Genomic DNA, 26,311 nt, shown 5'->3' with positions numbered 1-26,311 from the left:
AATGGATGCATGACGACTGCCGCCCGCGTGCACCTCTCCAAGACCCGTCCGACCGCATACGCCAAGCTCGCGGCGCTCTCGGCCGAGGTCGGCCAGCTCGCCCGCGAGGCCGGGATCGAGCCCCTGCTCTCGGAGCTGGTGCAGATGCGGGCGTCGCAGATCAACGCCTGTGCGTACTGCCTCCGGGTGCACACGAAGAAAGCCCTGTCGCTCGGCGAGACGGCGGAACGGCTGACCGTTCTGTCGGCCTGGCGGGAGGCCGGGCTGTACTCCGAGAGGGAGCGTGCCGCCCTGGCGCTGACCGAGGCGATCACCCTCGTGTCTGAGGGGCATGTGACAGATGACGTCTACGCGGCGACGCGTGAGGTGTTCGACGAGGTCGAGTTCGCGACGCTGAGCTGGATCATCGTCTCGATCAACGCCTTCAACCGCATCGCAGTGACCAGCAGGTACATCGTCGATCCCGTGTGAGGCTGGGAGCGGACTGGGCAGTCGGCGGTCGTCTGGCGAATTCAGGTAAGGCTTGCCTATACTGGAGGGGAGATGACCGTACAGACCCGCACCGACCACTCCGGTCACAGAGCCAACGAGGCGAACCACAAGCATCGCGTCCAGTTCCTCATCGCCGGTGACGAATCGGCGCTCCCGGAACTCGAAGCCATGCTTGCCACGCTCCCGCTCTGTGCGACCGGACGTGTCTTCGTCGAGGTCGGATCCGAGGATGAGATCGGTGCCCTGCACGTTCCTCCGCGCATGACGGTCACCTGGCTGCCTCGGTCGAGGCGATCAGGCGCCCCTGGCACCGGGCGCACATGCGCGCCGGGCGAAGCCGTCTCCCGAGCCGTCCGTGCCTGGGCCGGCGAGATGCTGTGCGAGAACCCGGAAGAGATCCACGTCTGGCTCGGTGGTCACTACCGCGGCGTCGCCGAGGCACACGATTACCTCACCGGCGGACTCGGCGTGTCTGACGAGGTCATCCAGACCCCACCGGCGTATCGCCTCAGCACCTCGCGCTGACCTTCCTCCCGTGCCCGTGGTTCGGTCAGGGCAGCGCGCGCTCACCTGAAACGATGAGGTCGGCACGGTCCCGCGTGCCGTCGTCGCGGAAGAATTCGTCTTCCTCGGCCATCCAGGTCTCCCAGAGTGCACGATGGCTCTCTCCGTCACGCTCGATTCCGCGGCCGAGTCGCAGACCGGGCGGTGCGTCGACCCAGATCGAATAGGTCAGGCTGTCCGCTGCCGCCCGGCGGCAGGAGGTGACGCCTTCGACGATGACGACGGGTGCCCACTCGAGGGTTCTCCACTCGCCGAGGCTGGTGCCGAACTCGTCGCCCGCCCAGTCCCGTACCTGCCAGTGTGCCGGTCGTCCGGCCAGGAGCGGTTGAAGCACCTGCGCCTCGAACCGGGGCCACCAGCCGGAGAAGTCCGGCCAGGACACGAAGTCGTCGATCTGGATGAGCGGTGCGTCGAGGGCCGACGCGACGCGTGCCGCCAGTGTGCTTTTTCCTGAGCCAGATGGGCCGTCGACTCCGACGATGCGGATGCCACGGACCGCTGGCGCGTCGAGGACGTCCTGCGCGATCCGGGCGACGGGATCGGTGACTGCTGCGTCCATGGCGCCAGCCTAACGAGCCGATAATGGAGTCATGGCATCCGAGATCCCAGCGCGCACACTCAACGACGGCCACACCATCCCGCAGCTCGGGCTGGGGGTGTACAAGGTGGCTGATCGCATCGCGGCGGATGTCGTCGCCACCGCCATCGACGCCGGCTACCGTCACATCGACACGGCGACGCTGTACGCCAACGAGAAGGCCGTCGGGGATGGCATCCGTCGTTCGGGAGTCGATCGGAGCGATCTCTTCGTGACGACGAAGGTCTGGAACACCGACCACGGTTTCGACAGCACGCTCCGGGCATTCGACCACAGCATGGAGCTGCTCGGTCTCGACGTCCTCGACCTCTACCTGATCCACTGGCCGGCGCCGGCGCAGGACCGGTACGTCGACACCTGGCGGGCGCTCGAACGGCTCAGGGCCGATGGCCGCGTGGCGTCGATCGGGGTGAGCAACTTCCACCCGCACCACCTCGAGCGCCTGTTCGCCGAAACAGAGATCGTGCCGGCGGTCAACCAGATCGAGCTCCACCCGTGGCTGCCGCAGCGCGAGGCAAGGGAGTTCCACGACGCGAGAGGCATCGTCACAGAGGCGTGGTCACCGCTGGCGAGGGGCGGGATCCTCGGCAACCCCCCACTCGACCTCATCGCCGCGAAGCACGGCGTCAGCGTTGCGCAGGTCGTGATCCGCTGGCACCTGCAGTTGGGCAACGTCGTGATCCCGAAGTCGGCGACGCCGTCGCGCATCGTCGAGAACATCGACGTCTTCGGTTTCGAGCTCGACGAGACCGACATTGCAGGGATCGCCACACTCGAGTCCGGCGAGCGGACCGGCCGCGACCCCGACGACCTCGACTGAGCGTCGGCTAGCCGATGGCGGCGCGTACCTGAGGCATGACATCTGAGGCGAGCAGCTCGATCGATCGCATCACGAGGGAGTGAGGCAGCCCAGACCAGTCCATCTGCAGGGCGTGCCGGTCGTACGCCAGATGTCCGTGAAGGGCGATGATCTTGTCGGCCACCTCGTTCGGGCTGCCCGCGAAGATCGCTCCGCGCCTGGCGGTCTGGCTGTCGTAACCGAGCCGGCTCGGCGCGGTGAACCCGCGCTCGGCGGCGATCTTGGTCATCGACGTGCGCCAGTACGGGTAGAACGTGTCCTTCGCCTCCTGGCTCGTGGCGGCGAGGAAGCCGGGACCGGAGACGGCGACCTTGAGGGCGGATGTCTCATGCCCGGCTTTCTCGCCCGCCTCACGGTAGAGCTTCGCGAGCGGCGCGAACTGCTCGGGGTATCCGCCGATGATCGCGTAATTGATCGGAAGGCCGAGGTACCCGGCACGCATCGACGATTCGGGGTTGCCGCCGGTGGCGATCCAGATGTCGAGCTTCTCCCCGTGGGGGCGGGGGAGGATGAGTGCGTCGTCGAGTGCGGGGCGGAATCGGCCATTCCAGCTGACCCGCTCATGGTCGTTGAGTTCGAGCAGAAGCCCGAGCTTCTCCTCGTAGAGCTCGTCGTAGTCGGCGAGGTTCGCGCCGAACAGCGGGAACGACTCGATGAACGAGCCGCGCCCTGCGGCGATCTCCGCGCGGCCTCCGCTCAGCAGGTCGATCGTCGCGAACTGCTGGAAGACGCGCACGGGGTCTTCGGTCGACAGCACGGTGACGGCGCTGGAAAGCCGGATGTTCTTCGTCACGGTCGCCGCTGCGGCCAGCACGGTCGCCGGCGAGCTGATCGAGTACTCCGGCCGGTGGTGCTCGCCGATACCGAACCAGTCCAGGCCTGCCTCGTCCGCCAGTCGAATCCGCTCGATCGTCTCACGCAGTTGCTGCCCGGGGGAGACGAGCTTCCCCGTCGCGGGGTCAGTGGGGATGTCACCGAAGCTGTAAACGCCTAATTCCATACTCATGAATACAACCGGTGCATCATTCCTATTCCCTCGCTACCTGCCGCGGCCGCCGGGCGACCGGATGTAGCCGCCCTTTTCCAGGCCGGCCTCGATCTCGAACCGGTTCTTCAGCGGGTTCCGCCCGGCGACGAAGTAGAGCAGGGGGAACAGCATTCCGTAGCGCTGCCACTGCCGTTTGTGAATCGCCTCGTGCTCGAGAACGTCATCCGAGACATTCGACCGGGTCAGGTAGCACCCGCCGACGCAGGAACCGCCGCGCCCGAACGTCCAGTTCGGCATCCCGGTGAACACCCAGAGCCCGTTCCGTCGTTCGACCCTCCCCGTCGACCAGATCGACCCCCAGACCAGTCCGACCAGGTTCGCGTAGAGGTAGCCGAGCCTGCTCAGCGGAGAGTCGACGAGCATCCGCTTCAACGGTCGTTCCGGTACGTCTCGAGCAGCCGCAGCCAGATTTCGCTCATCGTCGGGAAAGCGGGGACGGCGTGCCAGAGCCGCGTCAGGGGGACCTCGCCCACGACCGCGATCGTCGCGGAGTGGAGGAGCTCTCCCACGTCCTGGCCGACGAAGGTCACACCGAGGAGCACGCCGCGGTCCTCGTCGACGACAGCCCTGGCGGCGCCCTCGTAGTCATCCGAGTGCAGCCCGGCACCGGTCACCCCGGCGAAGTCATAGTCGACGACGCGCGTCCGGTATCCCGCCTTCTCTGCTGCGGCAGCGGTCAGGCCGACCGATGCGACCTGCGGGTCGGTGAAGATGACACTCGGGACGCGTTCGTGGTCTGCGGATGCTGCGTGGTCACCCCACGGTTCGGCCTCCGAGTCGTCTCCTGCCGCACGCGCGCCGATGACGGTGCCCGCCGCGCGGCCCTGGTATTTGCCCTGGTGGGTGAGCAGCACGCGATGGTTCACGTCGCCGACGGCGTAGAGCCAGCCGCCGTCGACGCCTCTGACCTGGAGGGAATCATCGACATCGAGCCAGGAGCCGGGCGTGAGACCGATCGTCTCGAGGCCCAGGTCGGAGGTCCGTGGGGTCCTGCCAGTCGCGACGAGCACCTCGGCCGCTGTCACCGACTCACCTGAATCAAGCTCGATAACCACACCGTCGCCTGTGCGCTCGACCCCGACGGGTGAGCCGTGGAGCACTGTCGCGCCCGCTGCGCGGAGACTCTTCGTGACGGCTTCACCGGCGATGTCCTCGAGGCCGGCCAGCATCCCGCTTCGGGCGATCACGGTGACCGTCGACCCGAGTGCGGCGTAGAGCGTCGCCATCTCGGCGGCAACCACTCCTCCGCCGATGACCGCGAGTGATGAGGGGACGTTCTTCACACCCGTGGCGTTCCTGCTCGTCCACGGCGAGGCATCCTTCAGCCCGGGGATGTTGGGGATCAGTGCAGCCGAGCCGGTGGCCACGGCTACGGCGTGCCGTGCCGTCAGGGTCACGAACTCGCCGTTCGGTCCGGTCACCTCGACTTTCCGCACCCCGGCGAGCCGCCCGTGGCCGCGCACGAGCGCGATGCCCGTCTGCTCCAGCCAGGGCAGCGAACCTGAGTCGTCCCAGTCGCTGACCCAGTAGTCGCGTCTCTTCAGGACGGCGTCGACGTCGATGTCGCCTGACACGGCCTGCTTCGCGCCGTTGACGCGCCTGGCGGCATCTACAGCGGCAGGAGGACGGAGCAGCGCCTTCGACGGAACACACGCCCAGAACGAGCAGTCTCCTCCGACGAGTTCGCTCTCCACGATCACGCAGGAGAGTCCGGCTTTGGTGGCGTAGTCGGCGACGTTCTCTCCGACGGGTCCAGCACCCAGAACGATGAGGTCATACTCGGTATCGGTCATTGTTCGAGGCTAGGGCCACCCCGGGGTGGTGGGAAAGGTCAGCGGGCGAGAGCGCCGAGAATTCTCAGGATGGTTCCGAGATCGTCGATGGCGTGCGCTGAGCTCGCGGGGGCGAAACCCGTGATGCCTGCTCCTGCAAGTGCGAATCCGGCCTTGACGGCGCCAATCAGCTCGATCAGGTGCGCGGCAGGAAGTCCGAACGGCTCCGCCCAGTCGGTCCCGGCGATGTCGGCAGGGTCGAGCACGTCGAGGTCGACGTGGATGTAGACCCTGGTGGCTCCGGATGCTGTGACCGCGTCGAGAAGGGCGGCAGGCGTCAGCTCGTCGACGGACAGCATTGTGATGGGGGAGCCGTCGAGGAACTCCTGCTCGGGACCGTCGATGTCGCGGGCTCCGAGCACGAGGAGCCGGCCGGGGGCGAGCGGGTTCCTGGCCGCGAGGTCGGGCACGCCCTCGCCGGTGAGAGCACGCAGCACCATGCCGTCGAATGATCCGGACGGCGACTCGTCAGGTGTGTTGAGATCGGGGTGGGCGTCGAACCAGAGCACGCAGGTGTCGTCGCTCGTCGACAGCACGTGGTCGACGGCGGCGAGTTCCACCGAGCATCCGCCACCGATCGTGATCACGGGGGCGGTCGCGGAACGGAGCGCGGCGTCCTGCCGCTCGCGGATGATCTTCAGTGAGGACAACCGGTGAACGCCGGTGTCGAGTGACTCTCCGGCCTCGATCGGGACGTCGACGACGACGGTGGCCGAAGAGGGAAGGTCCCCGCGGATCGCCTCAGCTCCATCGATGAGCCGCATCGCGCGGGACGAACCGGAACCTTGCCACGCGGGCACAACCACGAAAGTCGCCATCCCCCAAGTATCCGGTTTTTGAGCAGCTCGCGCGACGTGCGGACGGCCATGCCAGGCACGACTGTTGCGGCCTGTTGCATCTGGCGTGGCAGGCGCGCCATCCGCAGTGCAGAATGGTCCAAGCGCAGCACCGCGACAGGGAGGAGGCCGGGATGACCGAGAACACCCACGGCCGCCGTCTCGTCATGGTCGAGGTGACCGCCCAGCGTGACCACTCGCCGGCGTACGACGCCTATGTTCGCACCATGATCGACCGGGCGGCCGCGGACGCGCGCGACTCCGGCTGGGACGTCACGCAGCTCTCCGCCGCGGACCTCGGCGTCGACGGTCTCCTTCACGCCGCCGATGACGCCGATGCGGTCGTCATCATGGGAGGCGAAGACATCGATCCCCAGTTCTACGACGGCGAACGCGGCTACGAGGGCGAGGGCTACCACTTCGAGGTGGCGGATGCCGCCCAGATCCAGCTCGTCAGGGTCGCCGCATCCAGACGGATTCCCGTGCTCGGCATCTGCCGCGGCCACCAGATCATCAATGTGGCCCTCGGCGGAACGCTCCTGCAGCACGTCGACGCGTCAGGGCACCGCAACATCGACCTCCCCGTCGAGTACGCGCTCGTGGAGCATCCGGTTCGCCTGCTGCCCGGAAGCGGACTCGGCGAACGCTACGGCCGCGATCACCTCGTGGTGCAGAGCGCCCACCACCAGGTCGTCGACCGCCTCGGCTCCGGCCTCCGTGCCGTGGGCTGGGCACACGACGGACACATCGAGGCGATCGAGCACGACACACTCCCGATCACCGGCGTGCAGTGGCACCCGGAGGCTCTCCTCGCTCCGGCCGGTCAGCTTCTCGTGCTCCTCGACTCCCTCGCCGCGCAGGCGGACACGGTCCTCGAACGCGCCTGACCGCCTCCGTCACCTGCGGCCAACCGACGGTATCCCGTCTGTAGAAACAGAAACGGGAGAAGGATGCCGCTTTCGCAGCGTGTCCTTCTCCCGCGCCTGGGTCCCGGGCGGTCAGCCCGGTCGCATTACTCGTTCGGCGTGTACGGCGCGCCCTGTGTCGCTTCGACGGCGTGCGGTGCTGGCTTAGCCGTGACGGCGGCTGAGCCACCGGACTTCAGGGCGGCGAGACGGGCCTCGACCTCGGTGAGCTCACCGATGTCCTCGAGGGACTCGAACTGCGCGTCGAGGCTGGACGCCGCGAGTTCCTGCTGGCCTCGGACCTTCGCCTCTTCCCGGCGGATCTTGTCTTCGAACCGGCTGACCTCGCTGGTCGGGTCGAGGATGTCGATGCTCTTGACGGCGTCGGCCACCTTCTTCTGGGCCTCGGCGGTCTTCGCACGGGCGAGGAGCTCGCTCCTCTTGCTCTTCAGCTGCTCGAGCTTGCCCTTCATGCCGTTGAGGCCGTTCTTGAGCTGCTCGACGACCTGCGACTGCGAGGCGATCTGCGGCTCGGCCTGGCGGGCCTCGCCCTCGGAAGCGATCTGGCGCTGCAGGGCGATCTTCGCGAGGTTGTCGAACTTGTCTGCGTCAGCGGTGTTGCCCGACGTGCGGTACTCATCGGCCTTGCGGCTGGCGGCGAGGGCCTTGTTGCCCCAGTCGCTCGCTGCACGGACGTCCTCTGCGTGGTCCTCCTCGAGCAGTCGCAGGTTGCCGATGGTCTCGGCGATGGCGCTTTCGGCATCAGCGATGCTGTTGGTGTAGTCACGCACCATCTGGTCCAGCATCAGCTGGGGGTCTTCCGCCTGGTCGATGAGCGCGTTGATGTTCGCCTTCGCCAGCTGGGCGATGCGCCCGAAGATCGATTGCTTGGCCATGATTCTTCCTCTCGATCGGTATCTGTGTCTTCGGTGGCCGTCAGAACCGGCCACCTCCCCGCCGGGAGCGCGTACCGCTCCCGCCGAAACTTCCTGCGCTGCGGCCACTGCTGCGACCGCCGCCGAACCCGCCGCCTCCGCCGCCGAATCCGCCGAACCCCCCGCTCGAGCGGCCGCCGCCTCCGAGCACCGAGTTGATGATGATGCCGCCGAGGATGGCGCCCATCATGCCGTTGCCAGACTGCTGCTGTCCGCCGCCCATCATGCCGCCGAAGCCGCCCTGTTGCATACCGAAGCCGGACACGTCGGACTGGGCCGAGTCGATGGCGGCGCGGGCCAGCTGGTCGGCCGTCTGTGCGCTCGCGAGCGCCGCTACGGGGTCGGATGCCGCGAGCTGCTGTGCCTGAACAAGGTTGCGTCCCGCCTCGGCGAGCCGGGTTCGTGCGTCGGCGCCGACGGCTCCGCGCCTGGCGGTGATGTAATCCTCAGCGGCGGAGACCACTGCGCCTGCGGACGAGAGCGCCTGCCCGAGCTGGGACTGGGCTCGCTGCGACCGCGCCTGGGCGTCGCGGACCTGCTGCAGGATCCCGTCGATCGAGGTGTTCGCGGCCTCAAGCCGTGCGAGCAACTCGCCGGGGGCGTGCTGGCCTGCGGCTCGCTTCTGCTCCACCTCGGTGACGACTGCGTCGGTGGCGGCGATCACGTTCACGAGGGAGCCGTCCGGGTCCGGCTGGGACCGTGCCAGCTGCAGGTCGTTCCTGAGATCGGTGACGACAGCGGTGATCGACCGGTCTGCGGTATCGAGGTCTGCCCCGAGCTTGTCGATGGCGTCGAGCAGGAGTCCGGCCTGGTCGATGGCCTCCTCAGCGGCACGGATGTCCACGGCAGCGCCGGCGAGGTCCCCTGCGGCGATGTCCGCGTCAGCGGCGGCGAGCGTCTGGTCGGCGAAGAGGAGCCGTTCGGCCGACTGCTCGAGGTTGTCGGCGACGGTGCTCAGTGAGGTGGCGGCGTATCGGCTGGACAGCGACTGCAGAGTTTCGGCGGCAACGGTGGACCGCGAACCGACCTGTTGCCGCTCGGTGCGCAGCGCACCGACGGCTGCGGGCGCGTTCTGCTCCAGTTTGCGCAGCTCGTCGAAGGCGTCGGCCTCGCGGTCGAGGGCTGAGTTCGCGTCGATGCAGAGGCGGACGATCTCGGCGTTCCAGGCGCGGACCTGCTGCTCGCTGTCCGGTGCGGCGTCGGTGAGCTGCTGGCGGATCGTGAACGCTTGCGAGAGGTTGTCCTTCGCCGTGGCGATCGCCGTCCGGAACGCCGCGACGGTCTCTTCGCCGTACTGCGCGACGGCGAAGCCGAGCTCTTCCTCGCTGGTCTTCACGGCGTCGTCGGTGGCGACGAGCGCGCTGCCCGCCTGGCGTTCGAGGTCGATGGTCGAGACCGCTGCAAGCTCCGCCGGCTCGCCGGCACGGGGATCCACGGCGGGTTTCCGGCGGCGCAACACGACGACGATCACGATGATGCCGATCACAACGGCGACGCCGATGATGATCCAGATGATCGAGTTCGAGCCTTCGCCGTCAGCTGACGCCGTCACGTCCTCGCCGACGATGGCGTTTCCGAGCCCGGTGGCGGCGGCGATCGCGGCGCCCGCCCAGTCGTCTTCCCTCAGTTGCGGCTGGACGAGTTGCTGTTCGATCTCCCCGAGCTGCTCCTCGGTCACCGGTCCGTCGCTCGCGCCGGAGAGGTAGTAACTGCGCTGGTCGACAGCGACCGCCAGCAGGTACTGTGCCGGCCCGAGGCCGTTCGCCTCAGCGGTGCCGTTCGCCCAGTCGCCTGCGTCGCTGGGGTTGGTGAACTCGTCGACGTAGACGACCCACAGGTCGGCCCCGCTGTCGGCGTTGAGGGTGTCGATGGCGGCGTCGATCTCGCTGACGTCCCCTGACGAGAGAACGCCCGCATCGTCGAGGACCCGGTCAGACCCGAGTTCGACAGGATCGGCGGCCAGCGCGGCTGCAGGATTCCCCAGCACGATCGCGGCGCTCACTGCCGCAATCGCCCAGAATGAGCGTGCCCGCATCTGCCCGCCTTCTGTTCGTCGGTGGAGGTACGATCCCGAGTCTAGGGTTGCCTGGCTGAATGCGTCCAGAGAGTCGGAGGGGCCTTGCGTGCGGCGACTGCGCGTGGCATCCGGACGACGCAACGGACGGCGACTACCGTAGCCCGGGTGAGTTACGACCCCTACGGATCCGATGTGCTGGCGACGAACTGGCGCGCCAGCAAGACCCCGCCACCCGCCGAGCACGAGGCGCTCGCGGATCTCGTCGTCGAGGAGACCGCGACGGGCTGGTGCGGTGCCGTCACCGGCATCGAAGGCAAGACCGTGCAACTCGAGGACAGGCACGGCAAGCGCCGGGTTTTCCCGCTCGGCCCCGGGTTCCTCCTCGACGGGAAGCCGGTCATCCTCGTCGCGCCGAAAAAGAAGGCCGGCGCCCAGACCCGAACGGCATCCGGTTCGTTCGCGGTCGCGGACTCGCGTGCCCGCGTCGCCCTTCCGTCGCGGATCTACGTCGAAGGGCGACACGACGCCGAGCTCGTTGAGAAGGTCTGGGGCGACGACCTGCGGGTCGAGGGTGTTGTCGTCGAATACCTCGGCGGCATCGATGACCTCGCCGCGATCATCGCGGACTTCGCTCCGACCCCGAAGCGCCGGGTGGGCGTTCTCGTCGACCACCTCGTGCCGGGGTCGAAGGAGAGCCGGATCGCGGATGCCGTCATGCGCGGCAACCACGGAGGGAACGTCCTCGTCGTCGGGCACCCATACATCGACGTCTGGCAGTCGGTGAAGCCGGAACGCGTCGGGCTGAATACCTGGCCGGACATTCCCCGGTCGATCGAGTGGAAGAAGGGGATCTGCGGTGCACTGGGGCTGCCGAACGAGAGTCAGGCCGACATCGCCAGGGCGTGGCAGGCCATCCTCCGACGGGTGAGGACGTACTCGGACCTCGAACCGGCGTTCCTCGGCCGCGTCGAGGAACTCATCGACTTCGTCACGGCGCCGTAGCGCTGACAGCATCCGTTCGATTCACAGGAGATCGCACGATGAACAGGATGATTCGCCCGATCGTCTCCTGACAACCGTCCGATCTCCTGTTTTCGTGCCGGGATGTCAGGTTCCGATGTACGACATCACGTGCTTGATGCGCGTGTAGTCCTCGAAGCCGTAGAGCGACAGGTCCTTGCCGTATCCGGAGTGCCCGAATCCGCCGTGCGGCATCTCGGCCACGATCGGGATGTGCGTGTTGATCCAGACGCAACCGAAGTCGAGCTTCTTCGCTGCGCGCATCGCCCTGCCGTGGTCGGTCGTCCACACGGACGAGGCCAGGCCATACCTCACGCCGTTGGCCAGACGGAGGGCCTCGGCCTCGTCGGTGAACGACTGAACGGTGATTATCGGACCGAAGATCTCCTCCTGGACGGCCTCGTCCCGTTGCCGCAGCCCGGAGACGACGGTGGCCTCGACGAAGTAGCCCGGACGGTCGATGCGGCGACCGCCGAGTTCGACAGACGCGTGGTCGGGCAGCCGGTCGAGCATGCCGGTGACCCGGCCCAGCTGTGTGGCGTTGTTGACAGGGCCGAACAGGACGTCCTCATCCGGGGCGCCCGTCGTGGCATCCTCCCTGGCGCACGCGGTCAGGGCAGCGACGAAGTCGTCGTGGACGGATGCCTGCACGAGCACACGTGTCGCCGCCGTGCAGTCCTGGCCGGCGTTGAAGTAGCCGGCAGCGACGATCCCGCGTGCTGCCTTCTCGAGGTCGGCGTCGTCGTAGACGATGACCGGCGCCTTGCCGCCGAGTTCGAGGTGCACACGCTTCAGGTCGGCGGCAGCGGATGCGGCCACCTCCATTCCTGCGCGCACCGAACCGGTGATCGACACCATCGCCGGGATCGGATGCTCCACCATGGCGGCCCCGGTGGACCTGTCACCGGTGACGACGTTGAACACGCCTGGAGGAAGGAACTCTGCGGCCAGCTCTGCCAGCAGCAGCGTCGACGCCGGCGTCGTGTCCGACGGTTTCAGGACGATCGTGTTGCCGGCGGCGAGCGCTGGCGCGAATTTCCAGGTCGCCATGTTGAGCGGGTAGTTCCACGGCGTGACCTGACCGATGACACCGATCGGTTCCCTCCGCACGTACGAGGTGTGATCGGTGAGGTACTCGCCGGCGCTGAGCCCGCCGAGGGTGCGGGCCGCCCCGGCGAAGAACCGGATCTGGTCGGCGGACATGAGAATCTCGTCCGCGATGAGGTTCTTCAGCGGTTTACCGGTGTCCCGCGACTCGACGGCGGCGAACTCCCCGGCCCGTTCCGTCAGCGCGTCGGCGATCCGGAGCAGCGCGCGCTGGCGCTCCGACGGGGTCGTCTCACCCCACGACTCGAACGCCACCGCGGCTGCTTCGTATGCGAGCCCCACATCACGTGCGCTCGACACCGGGCTGGTCGCATAGACCTCGCCCGTCGACGGGTCGATGATGTCGAGGCGACCGTCGCCTGCGGCATCCGTTCGTCGGCCGGAAATGAAATTCTGCAGGTGCGTGGTCATTTCGCTGTCTCTTTCCTCGGGGGAGGGACGGGGAGTAGCCTCAGCGTAATCCGCAGGGCCGCGACAGAGGGAGCACCGAGATGACCGACGACGGGACCGAACTCCGGAGGAAGGCCCACGATCACCTGTGGATGCACTTCACCGACCAGACGCGGATGGATCGCGAGCCGGGGATCCCGATCATCACCCGCGGCGAAGGGCACCACATCTTCGACGACAGGGGCAAGCGCTACATCGACGGGCTGTCCGGGCTGTTCGTGGTGAACGCCGGCCACGGCAGGAAGCGACTGGCTGAGACGGCCGCGCGGCAGGCGGAACAGCTCGCGTTCTTCCCGCTCTGGTCCTTCGCGCATCCGGCCGCGATCGAGCTCGCGGAACGCCTCGCCGGCCACGCGCCAGGCGACCTCAACCGTGTGTTCTTCTCCACGAGCGGGGGAGAGGCGGTCGAGACGGCTTTCAAGCTCGCGAAGCAGTTCTGGAAGCTGCGCGGCAAGCCGGGGAAACACAAGGTCATCTCGCGGGCCGTCGCGTACCACGGCACGCCGCAGGGGGCGCTGGCGATCACCGGCATCCCCGCGATGAAGGAGATGTTCGAACCGGTGACGCCCGGCGGGTTCCGGGTGCCGAACACGAACTTCTACCGGGCCCCCGAGCACGGCGATGACCTCGAAGCGTTCGGGCTGTGGGCGGCGAACCGGATCGAGGAGCAGATCCTCTTCGAGGGCGCCGACACGGTCGCGGCGGTCTTCCTCGAACCGGTGCAGAACTCCGGCGGATGCTTCCCCCCACCTCCCGGATACTTCGCCAGGGTGCGCGAGATCTGCGACCAGTACGACGTTCTGCTCGTCAGCGACGAGGTGATCTGCGCGTTCGGGCGGATCGGTGAGATCTTCGCCTGCAACGCCTACGGATACGTGCCGGACATGATCACGTGCGCGAAAGGCATGACGAGCGGGTACTCGCCGATCGGTGCGACGATCATCTCTGACCGCATCTACGAGCCCTTCGCGAACGGTGAGGCGTATTTTCCCCACGGCTACACCTTCGGCGGGCACCCGGTGTCGGCCGCGGTCGCCCTCGACAACCTCGACATCTTCGACGAGGAGGACCTCTGCGGGAACGTCCGTGCGAACAGTGATGCGTTCCGGTCGACCCTCGAGAAACTACTCGACCTGCCCATCGTCGGCGACGTGCGTGGAGACGGCTACTTCTTCGGGATCGAACTCGTGCGAGACAAGGCGACGAAGGAGACGCTGTCAGGGCCGGAATCCGAATACCTGCTCAAGGGCGTCATCTCCAACGGCCTGTTCGAGAACGGCCTCTACTGCCGTGCGGATGACCGCGGTGATCCGGTGATCCAGCTGGCACCACCCCTCACCGTCGGTCCTGCCGTGTTCGATGAGATGGAGCAGATCCTCCGTGGGGTGCTCACAGACGCGTGGTCGAAGCTGTAACCGACATCGACGGATGCCGTGAGACGGCCGGCTCGGTAGCGTGGCCTCATGACCACTGAACCCCGGACCCTCGACCACACCTTCACGGCGCCCATCGGCGTCGACGTGAAAGGCGAGGTGTGGTCGTGCGTCGAGATGCCCGGCTCGGTCGACTACTTCGGCACGGGCAAGTCGGTCAGGGTCGTCGCAACCGTCGACGATCAGCCCGTCACGGCGGCGTTCATGCCCACGGGGACCGGCGGGCACATGCTGTCGATCAGCGCGAAACTGCGCAAGCTGATCGGCAAGGACATCGGCGACCAGGTCACCGTGCATCTCAGTGAACGACTCAGCTGAGCGAGCGGAATGACTGCTCGCTGCGTGCCTGGAGAAAGTGTGCCCTCGACAGGATTCGAACCTGCGACCTACGGTACCGGAAACCGACGCTCTATCCCCTGAGCTACGAAGGCGTATAAAACAAAACTATCAGAATTCAGAGGGACCCAATCCCCTCGGAAGAGCCTCGGCCGGTGACGGATGCCGCGCCGCGGCATGTGAGGATGGTCGAATGCATCGCACCGTTTCGGCCCACCTCGAATTCCGCCTCGGCGGCTCCAGCGATGTCATCCTGTCGATTGCTGTGGCCGCGGGAACGCCCATCCTCTCTGAGACCCTGTCGATCCGTTCATCCAACGGAACGATCACTCCCATCGAGCTCACCGACAGGCACGGGTCGAGGCTGCACCGGTTCACCGGGCACGCCGGCGGGCACGAGATCCACTACCACGCCGTCGTTGCCGGGCAGCGGCCGGCGGAACCGTCCAGCCCGCTCGATCACATCCTGTACCTGCGCCCCAGCCGGTATGCCGAGTCGGACAAACTGTTCCGCTCAGCGCGCGACCTGTTCGGCGGACTGCACGGTCAGGTGCTGCTCGACGCCGTCGCGTCGTACGTTCACGACAACCTGAGTTACGTGCCCGGGTCGAGCGATGTCGGCGACAGCGCCGCAACGACGTTCGCATCCAGGCAGGGCGTCTGCCGCGACTACGCACACCTGGTCATCGCGCTCCTCCGCGCCTGCGACATGCCCGCCCGAATGGTCTCCGCGTACGCGCCGGGGCTCAAGCCGATGGACTTCCACGCGCTCGCCGAAGCGTGGGTCGACGGTCGCTGGCAGATCGTGGATGCCACCCGGCTGGCACCGCGGCAGTCGCTCGTCCGCATCGCCACCGGCCGCGACGCATCCGACATCGCGTTCCTGACCAACCATTTCGCGAACCTCACGCTCGACCGTGTCGAGGTGGGTGCCGTCGCCCAGATGCTGCCGATGGACGACCAGCGTTCGCCGGTGCTCCTGGCCTGACGGCGTTCACGCGGGTGTTCCGGCCCTGCGCGGGTGTTTTTTCACCCGCGCGAAGCCGAATCGCCCGCGCTACGGCACCTGGCGCCGCGTCGCGCTACGCGGGAAGGTGCGCGATCGCTGCTTCGGCGAGCTGTTCGGCGTCGCCGGGCTCGAAGAATGCGACCGAGCGCATGGTCACCCAGTACGAGCCGCTGAAGACCTGGGCCTCACCTTGGGAGCCGATGACGATGAAGTAGCCCTCCACAGGGGGAGCGCCGTAGGTCGGGACCTGCTGGCTCTCGGTGACCGCGAGGTTCTTCAGCGCGGTCAGCTCGTCGTCGGAGAGCTTGGCGACGCCGACGTCGATGGTCTCGTTGCTCGAGTTGTTGACCCACTGGCAGGTGAGTCCGTTCATGCCGGCGATCTGCCCCGCTTTGCTGTCCGCGGCGGGTTTGCCGTCCTCGACGAGGCTGACGTTCGGGTTGAACGCGTACATGTCGTCAGGCGTGAGCAGAGCGTCGCAGGTCGTGTCGACCTTCTGGCTGACGATCGTGTCGCTCGTGGGCTCCGGGGTCGGCGTGCCGCTCGGTGTCGAGCTTTGGCTCGGTTTCGGGGTTGGGCTCGAGGATGCCGCAGGGGCGTCGGCTGGGGCGCAGCCGGAGAACAGGAACGCACCGATGAGGACGGCGCCGATGGCGAGCGGGCGTGACGTGCGGGAGCGAAGCGACGAGGAGGCCATGTACATCTCTCTGTGTTGGATGCTCCGACGATAGCAAGAGCAATATGCCGGCCTATGCCGCCCACCCGGGTCGGGGCGAATTCGCGGCTGCGGATAGAATCGAGCGCGTGACTCCTGACGACCTTGCCGCTGCCCTGTTCGATCTCGTCGTTCCGCTTGCCGAGAGCCGACGCGCGGGCGCCGGCGCCGAGATCAGCCGTGACGACGTCATCCTCGAACGTCCGAGGAATCGCGATCACGGTGACTGGTCGTCGAACGTCGCCATGCGCATCGCCAAACGCCTGGGCGCGAACCCGCGTGAGCTGGCAACCGACCTGGCCGCCGGCCTTGCCGCCGTCCCCGGTGTGGCGACAGCCGAGGTCGCTGGACCCGGCTTCCTCAACGTCCGACTCGATGCCGCGGCCGCCGGAGCGCTCGCGCAGGTGATCGTCGACGCCGGGGCCGTCTACGGGCACAACGAGTCGCTCGCCGGGCAGAGCATCAACCTCGAGTTCGTGTCGGCGAACCCGACGGGCCCGCTCCACATCGGTCACACCCGCTGGGCCGCACTCGGCGACTCCCTCGCCCGCGTGCTCAGGGCATCCGGTGCCACCATCGCCAGCGAGTACTACATCAACGACGCCGGAAGCCAGATGGACACCTTCGGCGCCAGCGTGCTCGCCGCGATCAAGGGGGAGCCGACGCCCGAGGGCGGGTACCCCGGCGCCTACATCGCGGAACTGGGCCGCCAGGTGCTCGAGATCGAACCAGGCCTGCTCGACCTGCCCGCCGACGAGGCGCTCGCGACCGCGCGTGAGCTCGCCTACAAGCTCCAGCTGGTCGAGATCGAGAAGTCCCTGGCCTCCTTCAACGTGCATTTCGATGTCTGGTTCTCCGAACGCGAACTCCACGCCAAAGACCCCGCCACCGGCCGGAGCGCCATCGACAGCGCCGTCGACCGCCTCCGCGAGCAGGGTCACGTCTTCGACGAAGACGATGCTGTGTGGGTGCGCACCACCGATTTCGGGGATGACAAGGACCGCGTCATCCGCCGCGGCAACAACATCTACACCTACTTCGCCGCGGATGCCGCCTACTACCTGTCGAAGTCCGATCGCGGTTTCGCCCACAAGATCTACCTGCTCGGCGCCGACCACCACGGCTACGTCCACCGTCTCAAGGCACTCGCCGGTGCCGCAGGAGACAACCCGGACACCGACATCGAGATCCTCATCGGCCAGCTGGTCAGCGTGAACGGCGCGAAGCTGTCCAAGCGCGCAGGCAACATCATCGAACTCGACGACCTCCAGGCATGGATCGGGACGGATGCCCTCCGCTATTCGCTCGCGCGCTACCCGGCGGACTCGCCCCTCACGCTCGACCCCGAACAGCTGAAGAAGCGCAGCAACGACAACCCCGTCTTCTACGTGCAGTACGCCCACGCGCGCACCCGCTCCGTGGCGAGGAACGCCGAGACGGCAGGTGTCGACAGGAGCGTGTTCGCCCCTGAACTGCTCGACCACGAAACCGAGTCGGCACTGCTCGGCGCGCTGCAGGAGTTCCCGCGCATCGTCGCCCAGGCTGCCGAACTGCGTGAACCGCACCGCGTGGCCAGGTACATCGAAGAGGTCGCGGGCCTCTACCACCGCTGGTACGACAACTGCCGGGTGATCCCGCTCGGTGAGGAACCGATCGGCGACGTGCACCGCACCCGGTTGTGGCTCAACGACGCCACCAGCCAGGTCATCCGCAACGGTCTCGCCCTGGTCGGCGTCTCGGCACCCGAGCGGATGTGACGTGACGTCGCAGGAGGCGGACGGCTGGGCTCAGCTGAGCCGGGGTTCCGATGACCACCGCGAGCCTCGTCGCAGATCGGCGGGCAGGCGGTGGCTCACCGCCATGATCGTGCTGGTCGTCGCCCTCGTCGTCGTCGTCGGCGGTGCGTTCCTCGCGGAGTCGGTCGCGCGCGGATTCACCGAGGATGCGGTCGCCGCGGCCGTCGAAGCCAACCTCCCGTCGAACGTGGAGGCGACCGTCGACGTCGACATCGCCGGGGACTGGGTGATCCTGCAGCTGCTCAGCGGCCGGATGCAGGACGTCACGATCACCTCGGACGATGCCGTCTTCGAGGGCATCCCCGTCGACGGAGTCACTGTCACGGCATCCGGGGTTCCGATCGACCTCAAGTCGGCAGTTGATTCGATCGACGCAACAGCGACACTCGACCAGGCAGCGCTCAACGAGCTGCTCGCCCTCCCAGGCAACGACCCCGAGCTGGTTCTCGGTGAAGGAACCGTCGGATACGAGGACTCGACGACGGTGTTCGGTTTCAGCGTCGGGTACCTCATCACCGCCGCCCTCACACCGGACGGAACCGATGTCCTCCTCACGCCCGAGGGCGCAGAAGTCACCTCATCGGCAGGGAGCCTCGACGTCTCCGGGATCGTGGATCGTCTTCTGGGCTCTGAACCGGTCCGCGTCTGCGTGGCCGACCGGCTGCCCGTCGGCGTCACCATCTCCGGGATCGACGTGGCCGGTGGGCAGGCCGCGCTGAGCCTGGCCGCGTCCGACTTCACCCTCTCTGGCTCGTCGCTCAGGTCGACGGGGGAGTGCCCCGAGTAGGGCGCGAGACGCCGGTGGATTCCGTGGCCCGCATACGCCGCGTGCCACAATTCAACTGCGGCTTCTGAGTTCTCGGTAGAATTCATTACGTCTCCACCGCTCACCCGCGCGGTACGTCCCCCGCACGATTGGTTCCTGCCGTGGCTTCTCACCCACTCGCCCCGTCGTGGCTGCGCCTGCCGGACGACTCGAACGCCCTGCAGGAGTCGGTCTGGTCCCGGAACGCGACTCGGACGGCGACCGGCGAAATCGCCGTCGCAGGAGTGGCCGCCACTGACCTCGCCGCACAGTTCGGGACCCCTGTCTACGTCGTCGACGAGGCGGATGCCCGTTCCCGCGCAGCGGACGTCCTCGCGGCCTTCCAGCGTGAATTCGCCGCGGTCGGCAGCACGGCGACCGTGTATTACGCCGGAAAAGCGTTCCTCTGCACCGAGGTTGCCCGCTGGGTGACCGAGGCAGGCCTCAACATCGACGTGTGCTCCGGCGGTGAACTCGCCGTCGCCCTGGCCGCAGGAGTCGACGCGTCGCGCCTCGGCCTGCACGGCAACAACAAGTCGGTGGCAGAGATCGACAGGGCCGTCGGCGCAGGCATCGGCGCGATCGTGATCGACAGCCTCCAGGAGATCCCCCGGGTCGCCGAAGCTGCAGCGCGTCACGGCCGCACACAGTCCGTCCGGCTCAGGGTCAACAGCGGAGTGCACGCGCACACCCATGAGTTCCTGGCCACGGCACACGAAGACCAGAAATTCGGTCTTCCCCTCGAACACGCCGCTGACGCCGTCGCGATCATCAGGGGTTTCGACTCGCTCCACTTCCTCGGCCTGCACTGCCACATCGGATCGCAGATCTTCGGCTCTGACGGTTTCGCCGAGTCAGCCGCCCGGCTGCTGTCCGTCCACCGCGACCTTCTGGCCGGCGGCGCTGTGCCCGAACTCAACCTCGGGGGCGGCTTCGGCATCGCGTACACCGCGGCAGACGACCCGACCCCGATCGACGAACTCGCCCGCGAGATAGCCGGGATCGTGGCATCCGAATGCTCACGTCTCGACATCGACGTGCCGCACGTGGCCTTCGAACCAGGCCGCGTCGTCATCGGCCCGAGCACGTTCACGCTCTACAAGGTGGGAACGACGAAGGACGTCGAGGTCCAGACGGATGCCGGGACGTCCGCCGTCCGCCGTTACGTCAGCGTCGACGGGGGAATGAGCGACAACGCGAGGCCGGCGCTGTACGGTGCGGACTATTCGGTGCGACTGGCCGGCAGAACCTCCGACGTGGCCCCCGCGCTCATCCGCCTCGCAGGCAAGCACTGCGAATCAGGCGACATCCTCGTCAACGCCGACTATCTTCCCGGCGACGTGACGCCGGGAGACCTCGTCGCCGTCCCGGCGACGGGCGCGTACTGCTGGTCGCTGGCGAGCAACTACAACTACCTGGGGCGCCCGCCGGTCGTCGCTGTCCGTGACGGCGTCGCACGCGTGATCGTCCGCGGCGAAACCGAGTCCGACCTACTGGCGCGAGACGCCGGATTGGATGCACGATGATCGAATACCGCACTGTCCGAGTGGCTCTGCTCGGGGCCGGATCCGTCGGATCGCAGGTGGCCAGACTCCTCCTCGCCAACGGCGACGAACTGGCAGCCCGCGCAGGGGCGAAGCTCGAACTGGTCGGTATCGCCGTGCGCGACATCGACGCGGAGCGCGACGTCGATCTCCCGCGTGAACTCCTGACGACGGATGCCGAATCCCTCGTCGTCGGCGCCGACATCGTGATCGAGCTGATCGGCGGCATCGAGCCCGCCCGCTCGCTCATCCTGCAGGCCATCAACGCAGGAGCGGACGTCGTCACCGGCAACAAGGCGCTCCTCGCCGCACACGGCCCTGAACTCTTCGACGCCACCGAACAGGTCGGCGCTGAGATCTACTACGAGGCGGCCGTCGCCGCTGCAATCCCGATCATCCGGCCGCTGCGCGACAGCCTCGCCGGAGACAACGTCAGGCGGATCCTTGCGATCGTCAACGGCTCGACCAACTTCATCCTCGACCGGATGGACCGGTTCGGCGACAGCATGGAGGACGCCCAGAAGACGGCGTTCGAGCTCGGCTTCCTCGAGGCGGACCCCACCCTCGACGTCGACGGGTACGACGCCGCCCAGAAGGCCACCATCCTGGCCAGCCTCGCCTTCCACAGCACCGTCCCGGCTGACGGCGTCTTCCGCGAGGGCATCGCAGACATCACGCCGGCGCAGATCGAAGCGGCCCGTAAGTCCGGTCATGTCATCAAGCTCCTGGCCATCGCCGAGCGCATCACGACCGAAGATGGGACCGAGGGCATCTCCGCCCGCGTGTATCCGGCGCTCGTCGCACGAGAGCATCCTCTCGCCGCTGTCCACGGTGGGAACAACGCCGTGTTCGTCGAAGCGGAGGCCGCAGGGCCGCTCATGTTCTACGGCGCAGGCGCGGGCGGGGTCCAGACCGCATCGGCCGTGCTCGGAGACCTCGTCTCCGCCGCGCGCCGACACGTGGCAGGTGGCCCGGGGCTGGGCGAGTCCACCCACGCAGACCTTCCCCTGCTGCCCATCGGCGCCGTGATCACGAAGTACCAGATCACCCTCCTGGTGAGCGACCTGCAGGGTGTTCTCGCCGAGGTCGCGTCGATCTTCGCGTCGGGCGGCGTCTCGGTGGAGACCGTCGAACAGACGGTCGACCCGGACGAAGACGGAACGGCGTTCCTCGTGATCGGCACACATGCCGCGCGGGAGCACGCCCTCCAGGCCACCGTCGCCGCCCTGAAGGCGAGCGACGTTGTCGATTCAGTTGTCAGTGTTCTACGAGTTGAAGGAGCCTAGAAATGGCCAAGCAGTGGCGCGGAGTTCTGCACGAGTATGCAGACCGTCTCGACGTGACGGACAAGACACCGATCATCAGCCTCGGTGAGGGCGGAACACCGCTCATCTACGCGGCCGCGCTTTCGGCGCGCACCGGGGCGAAGGTGTGGGTCAAGTACGAGGGCATGAACCCGACGGGTTCGTTCAAGGACCGCGGCATGACCATGGCCGTGTCGAAGGCCGTCGAGGCCGGCGCCAAAGCCGTCATCTGCGCGTCGACAGGCAACACGTCGGCATCCGCCGCCGCGTACGCCACCCACGCGGGGATCACCGCTGCCGTCCTCGTGCCCGAGGGCAAGATCGCCATGGGCAAGCTGGCGCAGGCCATCGCGCACAATGCCCAGCTGATCCAGGTGCAGGGCAACTTCGACGACTGTCTCGACATCGCTCGTGAGCTCTCCGCGAACTACCCGGTCCACCTCGTGAACTCGGTCAACAACGACAGGATCGAAGGCCAGAAGACCGCGGCATTCGAGGTCGTCGAAGTCCTCGAGGATGCACCGGACTTCCACTTCATCCCTGTCGGCAACGCCGGCAACTACACCGCCTACACCCGCGGCTACACCGAAGAACTGCAGCGCGGCGTCAGCACGAAACTGCCCAGGATGTTCGGGTTCCAGGCTGCAGGAAGCGCACCGCTCGTCACCGGCAGCGTCGTGAAGAACCCTGAGACGGTCGCGAGCGCCATCCGTATCGGCAACCCGGCATCATGGGAGCTCGCGCTGACCGCGAGGGAAGCCACGAATGGCTATTTCGGAGCGATCGAGGACGACATGATCCTCGCCGCCCAGCGCATCCTCTCGGCCGAGGTCGGCATCTTCGTCGAACCGGCATCCGCGATCAGCGTCGCCGGGCTGCTCGAGCGTGCTGAGGCCGGCGAGGTTCCCGCCGGGTCCACCGTCGTGCTCACCGTCACCGGCCACGGCCTCAAGGACCCGCAGTGGGCCCTTCGCAACGCAGAAGGCGGCGAGATCGCCCCGACCATCGTCCCCGTCGACGTCAGCGAAGTTGCGAGCGTTCTCGGGCTGGTCAAGGGCACGGCGTGAGCCTGACGGGCCGGTCAGTCACGGTCCGCGTTCCGGCCACGTCGGCCAACCTCGGCCCGGGGTTCGACACCCTCGGGCTGGCGCTCAGCGTCTACGACGAGGTCACCGTCACGGTGAGGGACGAGCCGGGGGCCTTCGTCGACGTGCGCGGCATCGGCGCAGGCGTCGTGCCGACGGACGAGTCCAACCTCGTCGTCAGCTCGCTCGCGTACACCTTCGAGGCCATGGGCCAGCCGGTACCAGGCGTCGACCTCGTCGCGAACAACGTCATCCCTCACGGCCGTGGACTCGGTTCGTCGGGGGCTGCGGTCGTGGCCGGGATCGTCGCGGCCAAGGGCTTGCTCGAGGGCATCGTCGAGATCGACGCGGACACGCTCCTGCGCATCGCCACCGAGCTGGAGGGGCATCCGGACAACGTCGCCCCTGCCCTGTTCGGCGGTCTCACGATCGCGTGGCTCGAACCGACCGGCCCGCAGCACAAGAAGCTCATGGTCCATCGCGGCGTCGCGCCGCTGATCTTCGTTCCGCAGCACACGCTGTCGACGAAGCTCGCCAGGAGCCTGCAGCCGGTCAGCGTGCCGCACGAGGATGCCGTGTTCAACGTGTCCCGTTCCGCCCTGCTGATCGCGGCGCTCACCCAGAGCCCCGAACTCCTGTTCGCCGGCACCGAGGACAAACTGCACCAGAGCTACCGGGCAGCGGCCATGCCCGAGACCGACCGGCTCGTCACCCTGCTGCGTGCACGCGGCTACGCGGCCGTCGTCTCAGGGGCCGGTCCGTCGATCCTCGTCCTCGCCGACGGCCCCGGTCGCAGGCTGGATGCCGCCGAACTGGTCGCAACGGAGTCGGAGTCGCCCTGGGAGGCGATGTTCCTGGCCGTGGACGTGAAGGGCGCGTCCCTTTACTCGTCGCGAAGCGACGAGTAGGGACGCGAAAGGCGGCAGCCTGAGCTAAGGCAATCTCGACAACGAGACGGCGACCCCCAGCCATCTCGCGCGACCCGAAAGCATCAGTTCCGGTCGAGAGATCCCGTCGCACAGGATGCTGTCGTCCGGAACGGGATCTTTCGCGCCCGATCGACGCGAGACGCCTGAACTGGGGCCACGACGCGCCCGTTCGCTCGGTGCTGCGGCGTCGTGCAGTAGTGGTAGAGTTGACCCGATCCCGACAGGCAACGCCGAACAGGCAAATCTGGCCTTCGGGTGATTTCTGCAAACCCAACGCCATCGCCGACAGCATTGTGTATCTGTGCTCTGAGGTACACACGGCGTGTAGGGCGCGAGTCAATCTGACGGACTCTCCTGCACACGCGATGAGCTCTCCTGACGCGCATGCCGCGGTTCAGGGGGAAGGAACCCACTCTCAGTGACAAACGTCAACATCCGTATCGATACGGAATCAGGCGCAAACCTGACATCCCTCAAGGTCTCAGACCTGCAGCTGCTCGCCAGCCGATGGGGGATTCAGGGCGCATCCAAACTTCGCAAGGGGGAACTCGTGGAGAAAATTTCTGAGGCTCAGGCCGCAGCCGAGGTCGACGGGGCAACGCTGCCCGGCACCCTCGACGTGGAACTGCCGTTCGACGCGCCTGCCGAGGCTTCCGCCCCGGCTGACGCAGCGACTCCAGTGGAGGCGCCGGCTGTCGTTGCCGAGCAGCCCCTCGCCGAAGCTCCTGCCGCCGAAGCTCCCGTGGCCGAGGCTCCCGTGGTCAGGAAGCGTGCGCCGCGTCGTGCGACCACGCAGTCCGCCAAGGAAGCAGCCCCGGTTGCTGCAGCCGGTCACATCAACTCCGACGGCGCAGCCCAGATCCCGGATGCCCCGGTCGCGGATGCTCCCGCGCAGGTCGCCGACACATCCGACACATCCGCTACGACCGACTCGACCGTCGACGGCGAACAGGCCGTGGCCGATGAAGCCCCGCAGCGGCCGAAGAAGAACAACCGTCGCGGACGCGGTGCCAAGGCCGACCGTGCGGAAAGCACAGACGACCAGGCCGAGGCGGCACCGGCAGAAGCCGATACCGCCGACGCCGGCGATTCCGACGACTCCTCCCAGGAGCCCCGTCAGGGCCGTGGCCGTGGCCGCAACCGCAACCGCAACTCCAACGCCGACCAGGCGCAGGCATCCGACGAGAAGGCCGCTCAGAACGACCGCGGCCAGAACGAGCGCGGACAGGCCGACCGTGGACAGAACGAGCGCGGCCAGAACGAACGTCGTAACAACGACCGCCAGACCGACCGTCAGCCCGATCGCCAGGAGCGCCCCGACCGTCAGCCGGAACGCGGCGACAGCGACCGTTCAGGCAACGACCGCAACCAGCAGCGCGACCAGCAGGACGAGGGTGGCCGTAACGGCCGCAACCGGTACCGCGACCGCAAGCGCCGCGGAGGCCAGGACAGCGCCGATTTCGAGCCGGAGATCTCCGACGACGACGTGCTCCTGCCCGTCGCCGGCATCCTCGACGTCCTCGACAACTACGCCTTCGTGCGTACCTCCGGCTACCTGCCGGGCTCGAACGACGTCTACGTCTCGCTCGGGCAGGTCAAGAAGTACAACCTGCGCAAGGGTGACGCCGTGGTCGGAGCGATCCGCCAGCCGCGTGAGAACGACACCAACGCACGTCAGAAGTACAACGCCATCGTCAAGGTCGACTCCGTCAACGGCCAGACCGTCGACGAAGCAGCCGCTCGCGTGGAGTTCGGCAAGCTCACCCCGCTCTACCCGCAGGACCGCCTGCGTCTCGAGACGGAGCCGGGCAAGCTCACGCAGCGCATCATCGACCTGATCGCCCCGATCGGCAAGGGCCAGCGCGGCCTCATCGTCGCGCCGCCCAAGGCCGGCAAGACGATCGTCCTTCAGCAGATCGCCAACGCCATCTCGATCAACAACCCTGAGGTCCACCTCATGGTCGTTCTCGTCGACGAGCGCCCTGAAGAAGTCACCGACATGCAGCGCACGGTGAAGGGTGAGGTCATCGCCTCCACCTTCGACCGTCCGGCAGAAGACCACACCACGGTCGCCGAACTCGCTATCGAGCGCGCCAAGCGCCTGGTCGAGCTCGGACACGACGTCGTCGTGCTGCTCGACTCGATCACCCGCCTGGGCCGCGCATACAACCTGGCAGCGCCGACCTCCGGACGCATCCTGTCCGGCGGTGTCGACGCATCCGCCCTGTACCCGCCGAAGCGTTTCTTCGGTGCGGCGCGCAACATCGAGAACGGTGGCTCGCTAACCATCCTCGCCACTGCGCTCGTCGAGACCGGGTCCAAGATGGACGAGGTCATCTTCGAAGAGTTCAAGGGAACCGGTAACTCCGAGCTCCGTCTGTCGCGCCAGCTGGCCGACAAGCGCATCTTCCCCGCCGTCGACGTCAACGCATCGTCGACGCGTCGTGAGGAGATGCTGCTCGGTGCCGATGAGGTCCGGGTCACCTGGAAGCTGCGACGTGCCCTCGCCGGTCTCGACCAGCAGCAGGCACTCGAGGTCGTCCTGGGCAAGCTCAAGGAGACCCAGTCCAACGTCGAGTTCCTCGTCCAGATGCAGAAGTCGATGCCGGCACCCGTTGCAGGCACCGGTCACAGCCACGGCCACGAGCGCGACCACCGCTAGCTGAGCTGACGAACCCGTTTGCTCCGGCAG

Annotated in this window: 24 protein-coding genes and 1 tRNA gene; 15 read left to right on the top strand and 10 right to left on the bottom strand. The window is 67.3% G+C overall.

The window, feature by feature from the left end; translation table 11 throughout:
* Positions 1-9 precede the first annotated feature (9 nt).
* Together AC1M2K_RS01525 and AC1M2K_RS01520 are read left to right on the top strand one after the other, a co-directional pair.
* Positions 10-471 (top strand): carboxymuconolactone decarboxylase family protein, encoded by a 462-nt coding sequence (locus AC1M2K_RS01525; protein WP_480237650.1) that lies wholly within the window; start codon positions 10-12, stop codon positions 469-471.
* A gap of 72 nt (positions 472-543) precedes the next feature.
* Positions 544-1,017: a siderophore-interacting protein gene (locus AC1M2K_RS01520; RefSeq protein ID WP_480239568.1), complete on the top strand. Its 474-nt coding sequence runs from the start codon at positions 544-546 to the stop codon at positions 1,015-1,017.
* Between the two features lie 25 nt (positions 1,018-1,042).
* Here the strand turns inward: AC1M2K_RS01520 and AC1M2K_RS01515 are convergent, their stop codons facing one another.
* On the bottom strand, positions 1,043-1,615 hold the full coding sequence (locus AC1M2K_RS01515) for a uridine kinase family protein (RefSeq protein WP_480239567.1): 573 nt from the start codon (positions 1,613-1,615) through the stop codon (positions 1,043-1,045).
* Positions 1,616-1,646: 31 nt separating this feature from the next.
* On the opposite strand from AC1M2K_RS01515, the gene AC1M2K_RS01510 reads away from it, so the two are divergent.
* Positions 1,647-2,474: an aldo/keto reductase gene (locus AC1M2K_RS01510; protein ID WP_480239566.1), complete on the top strand. Its 828-nt coding sequence runs from the start codon at positions 1,647-1,649 to the stop codon at positions 2,472-2,474.
* A 7-nt stretch (positions 2,475-2,481) separates the two neighbouring features.
* On the opposite strand, the gene AC1M2K_RS01505 is transcribed toward AC1M2K_RS01510, so the two are convergent.
* From AC1M2K_RS01505 to AC1M2K_RS01490, 4 genes are read right to left on the bottom strand one after another with little or no spacing between them, the layout of a single operon-like run.
* On the bottom strand, positions 2,482-3,519 hold the full coding sequence (locus AC1M2K_RS01505) for an LLM class flavin-dependent oxidoreductase (RefSeq protein WP_480239565.1): 1,038 nt from the start codon (positions 3,517-3,519) through the stop codon (positions 2,482-2,484).
* A 33-nt stretch (positions 3,520-3,552) separates the two neighbouring features.
* The gene (locus tag AC1M2K_RS01500; RefSeq protein ID WP_480237645.1) at positions 3,553-3,924 is read right to left on the bottom strand and encodes a Fe-S oxidoreductase; all 372 of its coding nucleotides are present in this window, start codon (positions 3,922-3,924) and stop codon (positions 3,553-3,555) included.
* Between the two features lie 5 nt (positions 3,925-3,929).
* Positions 3,930-5,354, bottom strand: a complete 1,425-nt coding sequence (locus tag AC1M2K_RS01495) for a dihydrolipoyl dehydrogenase family protein (protein ID WP_480239564.1) — start codon at positions 5,352-5,354, stop codon at positions 3,930-3,932.
* A 38-nt stretch (positions 5,355-5,392) separates the two neighbouring features.
* Complete coding sequence (locus AC1M2K_RS01490; RefSeq protein ID WP_480237643.1) at positions 5,393-6,211, bottom strand: arginase family protein; 819 nt, start codon at positions 6,209-6,211, stop codon at positions 5,393-5,395.
* Positions 6,212-6,363: 152 nt separating this feature from the next.
* On the opposite strand from AC1M2K_RS01490, the gene AC1M2K_RS01485 reads away from it, so the two are divergent.
* Complete coding sequence (locus tag AC1M2K_RS01485; RefSeq protein ID WP_480239563.1) at positions 6,364-7,116, top strand: gamma-glutamyl-gamma-aminobutyrate hydrolase family protein; 753 nt, start codon at positions 6,364-6,366, stop codon at positions 7,114-7,116.
* 125 nt (positions 7,117-7,241) lie between these two features.
* Here the strand turns inward: AC1M2K_RS01485 and AC1M2K_RS01480 are convergent, their stop codons facing one another.
* Both AC1M2K_RS01480 and AC1M2K_RS01475 read right to left on the bottom strand, forming a co-directional pair.
* Entirely contained in the window at positions 7,242-8,030 is a 789-nt protein-coding gene (locus AC1M2K_RS01480; protein ID WP_480239562.1) for a PspA/IM30 family protein, read from the bottom strand.
* A gap of 40 nt (positions 8,031-8,070) precedes the next feature.
* Positions 8,071-10,104 (bottom strand): TPM domain-containing protein, encoded by a 2,034-nt coding sequence (locus AC1M2K_RS01475; protein WP_480239561.1) that lies wholly within the window; start codon positions 10,102-10,104, stop codon positions 8,071-8,073.
* Positions 10,105-10,251: 147 nt separating this feature from the next.
* On the opposite strand from AC1M2K_RS01475, the gene AC1M2K_RS01470 reads away from it, so the two are divergent.
* Positions 10,252-11,088, top strand: coding sequence for a DUF3097 domain-containing protein (locus AC1M2K_RS01470; protein ID WP_480239560.1), 837 nt, complete (start codon positions 10,252-10,254; stop codon positions 11,086-11,088).
* Between the two features lie 105 nt (positions 11,089-11,193).
* Here the strand turns inward: AC1M2K_RS01470 and AC1M2K_RS01465 are convergent, their stop codons facing one another.
* Complete coding sequence (locus AC1M2K_RS01465) at positions 11,194-12,624, bottom strand: gamma-aminobutyraldehyde dehydrogenase (RefSeq protein WP_480239559.1); 1,431 nt, start codon at positions 12,622-12,624, stop codon at positions 11,194-11,196.
* A gap of 80 nt (positions 12,625-12,704) precedes the next feature.
* On the opposite strand from AC1M2K_RS01465, the gene AC1M2K_RS01460 reads away from it, so the two are divergent.
* Positions 12,705-14,078, top strand: coding sequence for an aspartate aminotransferase family protein (locus AC1M2K_RS01460; protein ID WP_480239558.1), 1,374 nt, complete (start codon positions 12,705-12,707; stop codon positions 14,076-14,078).
* 48 nt (positions 14,079-14,126) lie between these two features.
* On the top strand, positions 14,127-14,414 hold the full coding sequence (locus tag AC1M2K_RS01455) for a DUF1905 domain-containing protein (RefSeq protein ID WP_480239557.1): 288 nt from the start codon (positions 14,127-14,129) through the stop codon (positions 14,412-14,414).
* Between the two features lie 40 nt (positions 14,415-14,454).
* Here the strand turns inward: AC1M2K_RS01455 and AC1M2K_RS01450 are convergent.
* Positions 14,455-14,527: transfer RNA gene (locus AC1M2K_RS01450), tRNA-Arg, on the bottom strand.
* Positions 14,528-14,625: 98 nt separating this feature from the next.
* Between AC1M2K_RS01450 and AC1M2K_RS01445 the strand changes: the two genes are divergently transcribed.
* The gene (locus tag AC1M2K_RS01445; RefSeq protein ID WP_480239556.1) at positions 14,626-15,420 is read left to right on the top strand and encodes a transglutaminase-like domain-containing protein; all 795 of its coding nucleotides are present in this window, start codon (positions 14,626-14,628) and stop codon (positions 15,418-15,420) included.
* 94 nt (positions 15,421-15,514) lie between these two features.
* On the opposite strand, the gene AC1M2K_RS01440 is transcribed toward AC1M2K_RS01445, so the two are convergent.
* Positions 15,515-16,138, bottom strand: coding sequence for an iron ABC transporter ATP-binding protein (locus AC1M2K_RS01440; RefSeq protein WP_480237634.1), 624 nt, complete (start codon positions 16,136-16,138; stop codon positions 15,515-15,517).
* A gap of 107 nt (positions 16,139-16,245) precedes the next feature.
* Here AC1M2K_RS01440 and argS point away from each other — a divergent pair, with 107 nt between their 5' ends.
* The 7 genes from argS (at position 16,246) to rho (ending at position 26,281) form a co-directional block, all read left to right on the top strand.
* A complete protein-coding gene (argS, locus tag AC1M2K_RS01435) occupies positions 16,246-17,913 on the top strand; it encodes an arginine--tRNA ligase (protein WP_480237633.1) in 1,668 nt (555 codons plus the stop codon).
* 1 nt (position 17,914) lies between these two features.
* Positions 17,915-18,739 (top strand): LmeA family phospholipid-binding protein, encoded by an 825-nt coding sequence (locus AC1M2K_RS01430; protein ID WP_480239555.1) that lies wholly within the window; start codon positions 17,915-17,917, stop codon positions 18,737-18,739.
* 140 nt (positions 18,740-18,879) lie between these two features.
* On the top strand, positions 18,880-20,283 hold the full coding sequence (gene lysA, locus AC1M2K_RS01425) for a diaminopimelate decarboxylase (protein ID WP_480239554.1): 1,404 nt from the start codon (positions 18,880-18,882) through the stop codon (positions 20,281-20,283).
* Positions 20,280-21,587 carry a homoserine dehydrogenase gene (locus AC1M2K_RS01420; RefSeq protein WP_480239553.1) on the top strand — a complete coding sequence of 436 codons (1,308 nt, stop codon included), beginning with the start codon at positions 20,280-20,282 and terminating at the stop codon, positions 21,585-21,587. Before lysA ends, AC1M2K_RS01420 begins: the two co-directional genes overlap by 4 nt.
* A 2-nt stretch (positions 21,588-21,589) precedes the next feature.
* Positions 21,590-22,672 carry a threonine synthase gene (gene thrC, locus AC1M2K_RS01415; RefSeq protein ID WP_480237629.1) on the top strand — a complete coding sequence of 361 codons (1,083 nt, stop codon included), beginning with the start codon at positions 21,590-21,592 and terminating at the stop codon, positions 22,670-22,672.
* A complete protein-coding gene (thrB, locus tag AC1M2K_RS01410) occupies positions 22,669-23,598 on the top strand; it encodes a homoserine kinase (protein WP_480239552.1) in 930 nt (309 codons plus the stop codon). Before thrC ends, thrB begins: the two co-directional genes overlap by 4 nt.
* Before the next feature lie 439 nt (positions 23,599-24,037).
* Positions 24,038-26,281 carry a transcription termination factor Rho gene (gene rho / locus AC1M2K_RS01405; RefSeq protein WP_480239551.1) on the top strand — a complete coding sequence of 748 codons (2,244 nt, stop codon included), beginning with the start codon at positions 24,038-24,040 and terminating at the stop codon, positions 26,279-26,281.
* Positions 26,282-26,311: the final 30 nt, after the last annotated feature.

Source organism: Mycetocola sp. Y171 (genome assembly GCF_056713165.1).
This window is presented reverse-complemented; position numbering and strand designations above follow the sequence as displayed.

Coding starts and splice junctions, on each gene's coding strand:
- AC1M2K_RS01485 (WP_480239563.1), top strand. CDS start 6,364: ATGACCGAGAACACCCACGGCCGCCGTCTCGTCATGGTCGAGGTGACC.
- AC1M2K_RS01505 (WP_480239565.1), bottom strand. CDS start 3,519: ATGAGTATGGAATTAGGCGTTTACAGCTTCGGTGACATCCCCACTGAC.
- AC1M2K_RS01515 (WP_480239567.1), bottom strand. CDS start 1,615: ATGGACGCAGCAGTCACCGATCCCGTCGCCCGGATCGCGCAGGACGTC.
- AC1M2K_RS01480 (WP_480239562.1), bottom strand. CDS start 8,030: ATGGCCAAGCAATCGATCTTCGGGCGCATCGCCCAGCTGGCGAAGGCG.
- AC1M2K_RS01445 (WP_480239556.1), top strand. CDS start 14,626: ATGCATCGCACCGTTTCGGCCCACCTCGAATTCCGCCTCGGCGGCTCC.
- AC1M2K_RS01525 (WP_480237650.1), top strand. CDS start 10: ATGACGACTGCCGCCCGCGTGCACCTCTCCAAGACCCGTCCGACCGCA.
- AC1M2K_RS01520 (WP_480239568.1), top strand. CDS start 544: ATGACCGTACAGACCCGCACCGACCACTCCGGTCACAGAGCCAACGAG.
- AC1M2K_RS01475 (WP_480239561.1), bottom strand. CDS start 10,104: ATGCGGGCACGCTCATTCTGGGCGATTGCGGCAGTGAGCGCCGCGATC.
- AC1M2K_RS01510 (WP_480239566.1), top strand. CDS start 1,647: ATGGCATCCGAGATCCCAGCGCGCACACTCAACGACGGCCACACCATC.
- AC1M2K_RS01495 (WP_480239564.1), bottom strand. CDS start 5,354: ATGACCGATACCGAGTATGACCTCATCGTTCTGGGTGCTGGACCCGTC.
- AC1M2K_RS01420 (WP_480239553.1), top strand. CDS start 20,280: ATGATCGAATACCGCACTGTCCGAGTGGCTCTGCTCGGGGCCGGATCC.
- AC1M2K_RS01440 (WP_480237634.1), bottom strand. CDS start 16,138: ATGGCCTCCTCGTCGCTTCGCTCCCGCACGTCACGCCCGCTCGCCATC.
- AC1M2K_RS01490 (WP_480237643.1), bottom strand. CDS start 6,211: ATGGCGACTTTCGTGGTTGTGCCCGCGTGGCAAGGTTCCGGTTCGTCC.
- AC1M2K_RS01460 (WP_480239558.1), top strand. CDS start 12,705: ATGACCGACGACGGGACCGAACTCCGGAGGAAGGCCCACGATCACCTG.
- AC1M2K_RS01455 (WP_480239557.1), top strand. CDS start 14,127: ATGACCACTGAACCCCGGACCCTCGACCACACCTTCACGGCGCCCATC.
- AC1M2K_RS01465 (WP_480239559.1), bottom strand. CDS start 12,624: ATGACCACGCACCTGCAGAATTTCATTTCCGGCCGACGAACGGATGCC.
- thrC (WP_480237629.1), top strand. CDS start 21,590: ATGGCCAAGCAGTGGCGCGGAGTTCTGCACGAGTATGCAGACCGTCTC.
- AC1M2K_RS01500 (WP_480237645.1), bottom strand. CDS start 3,924: ATGCTCGTCGACTCTCCGCTGAGCAGGCTCGGCTACCTCTACGCGAAC.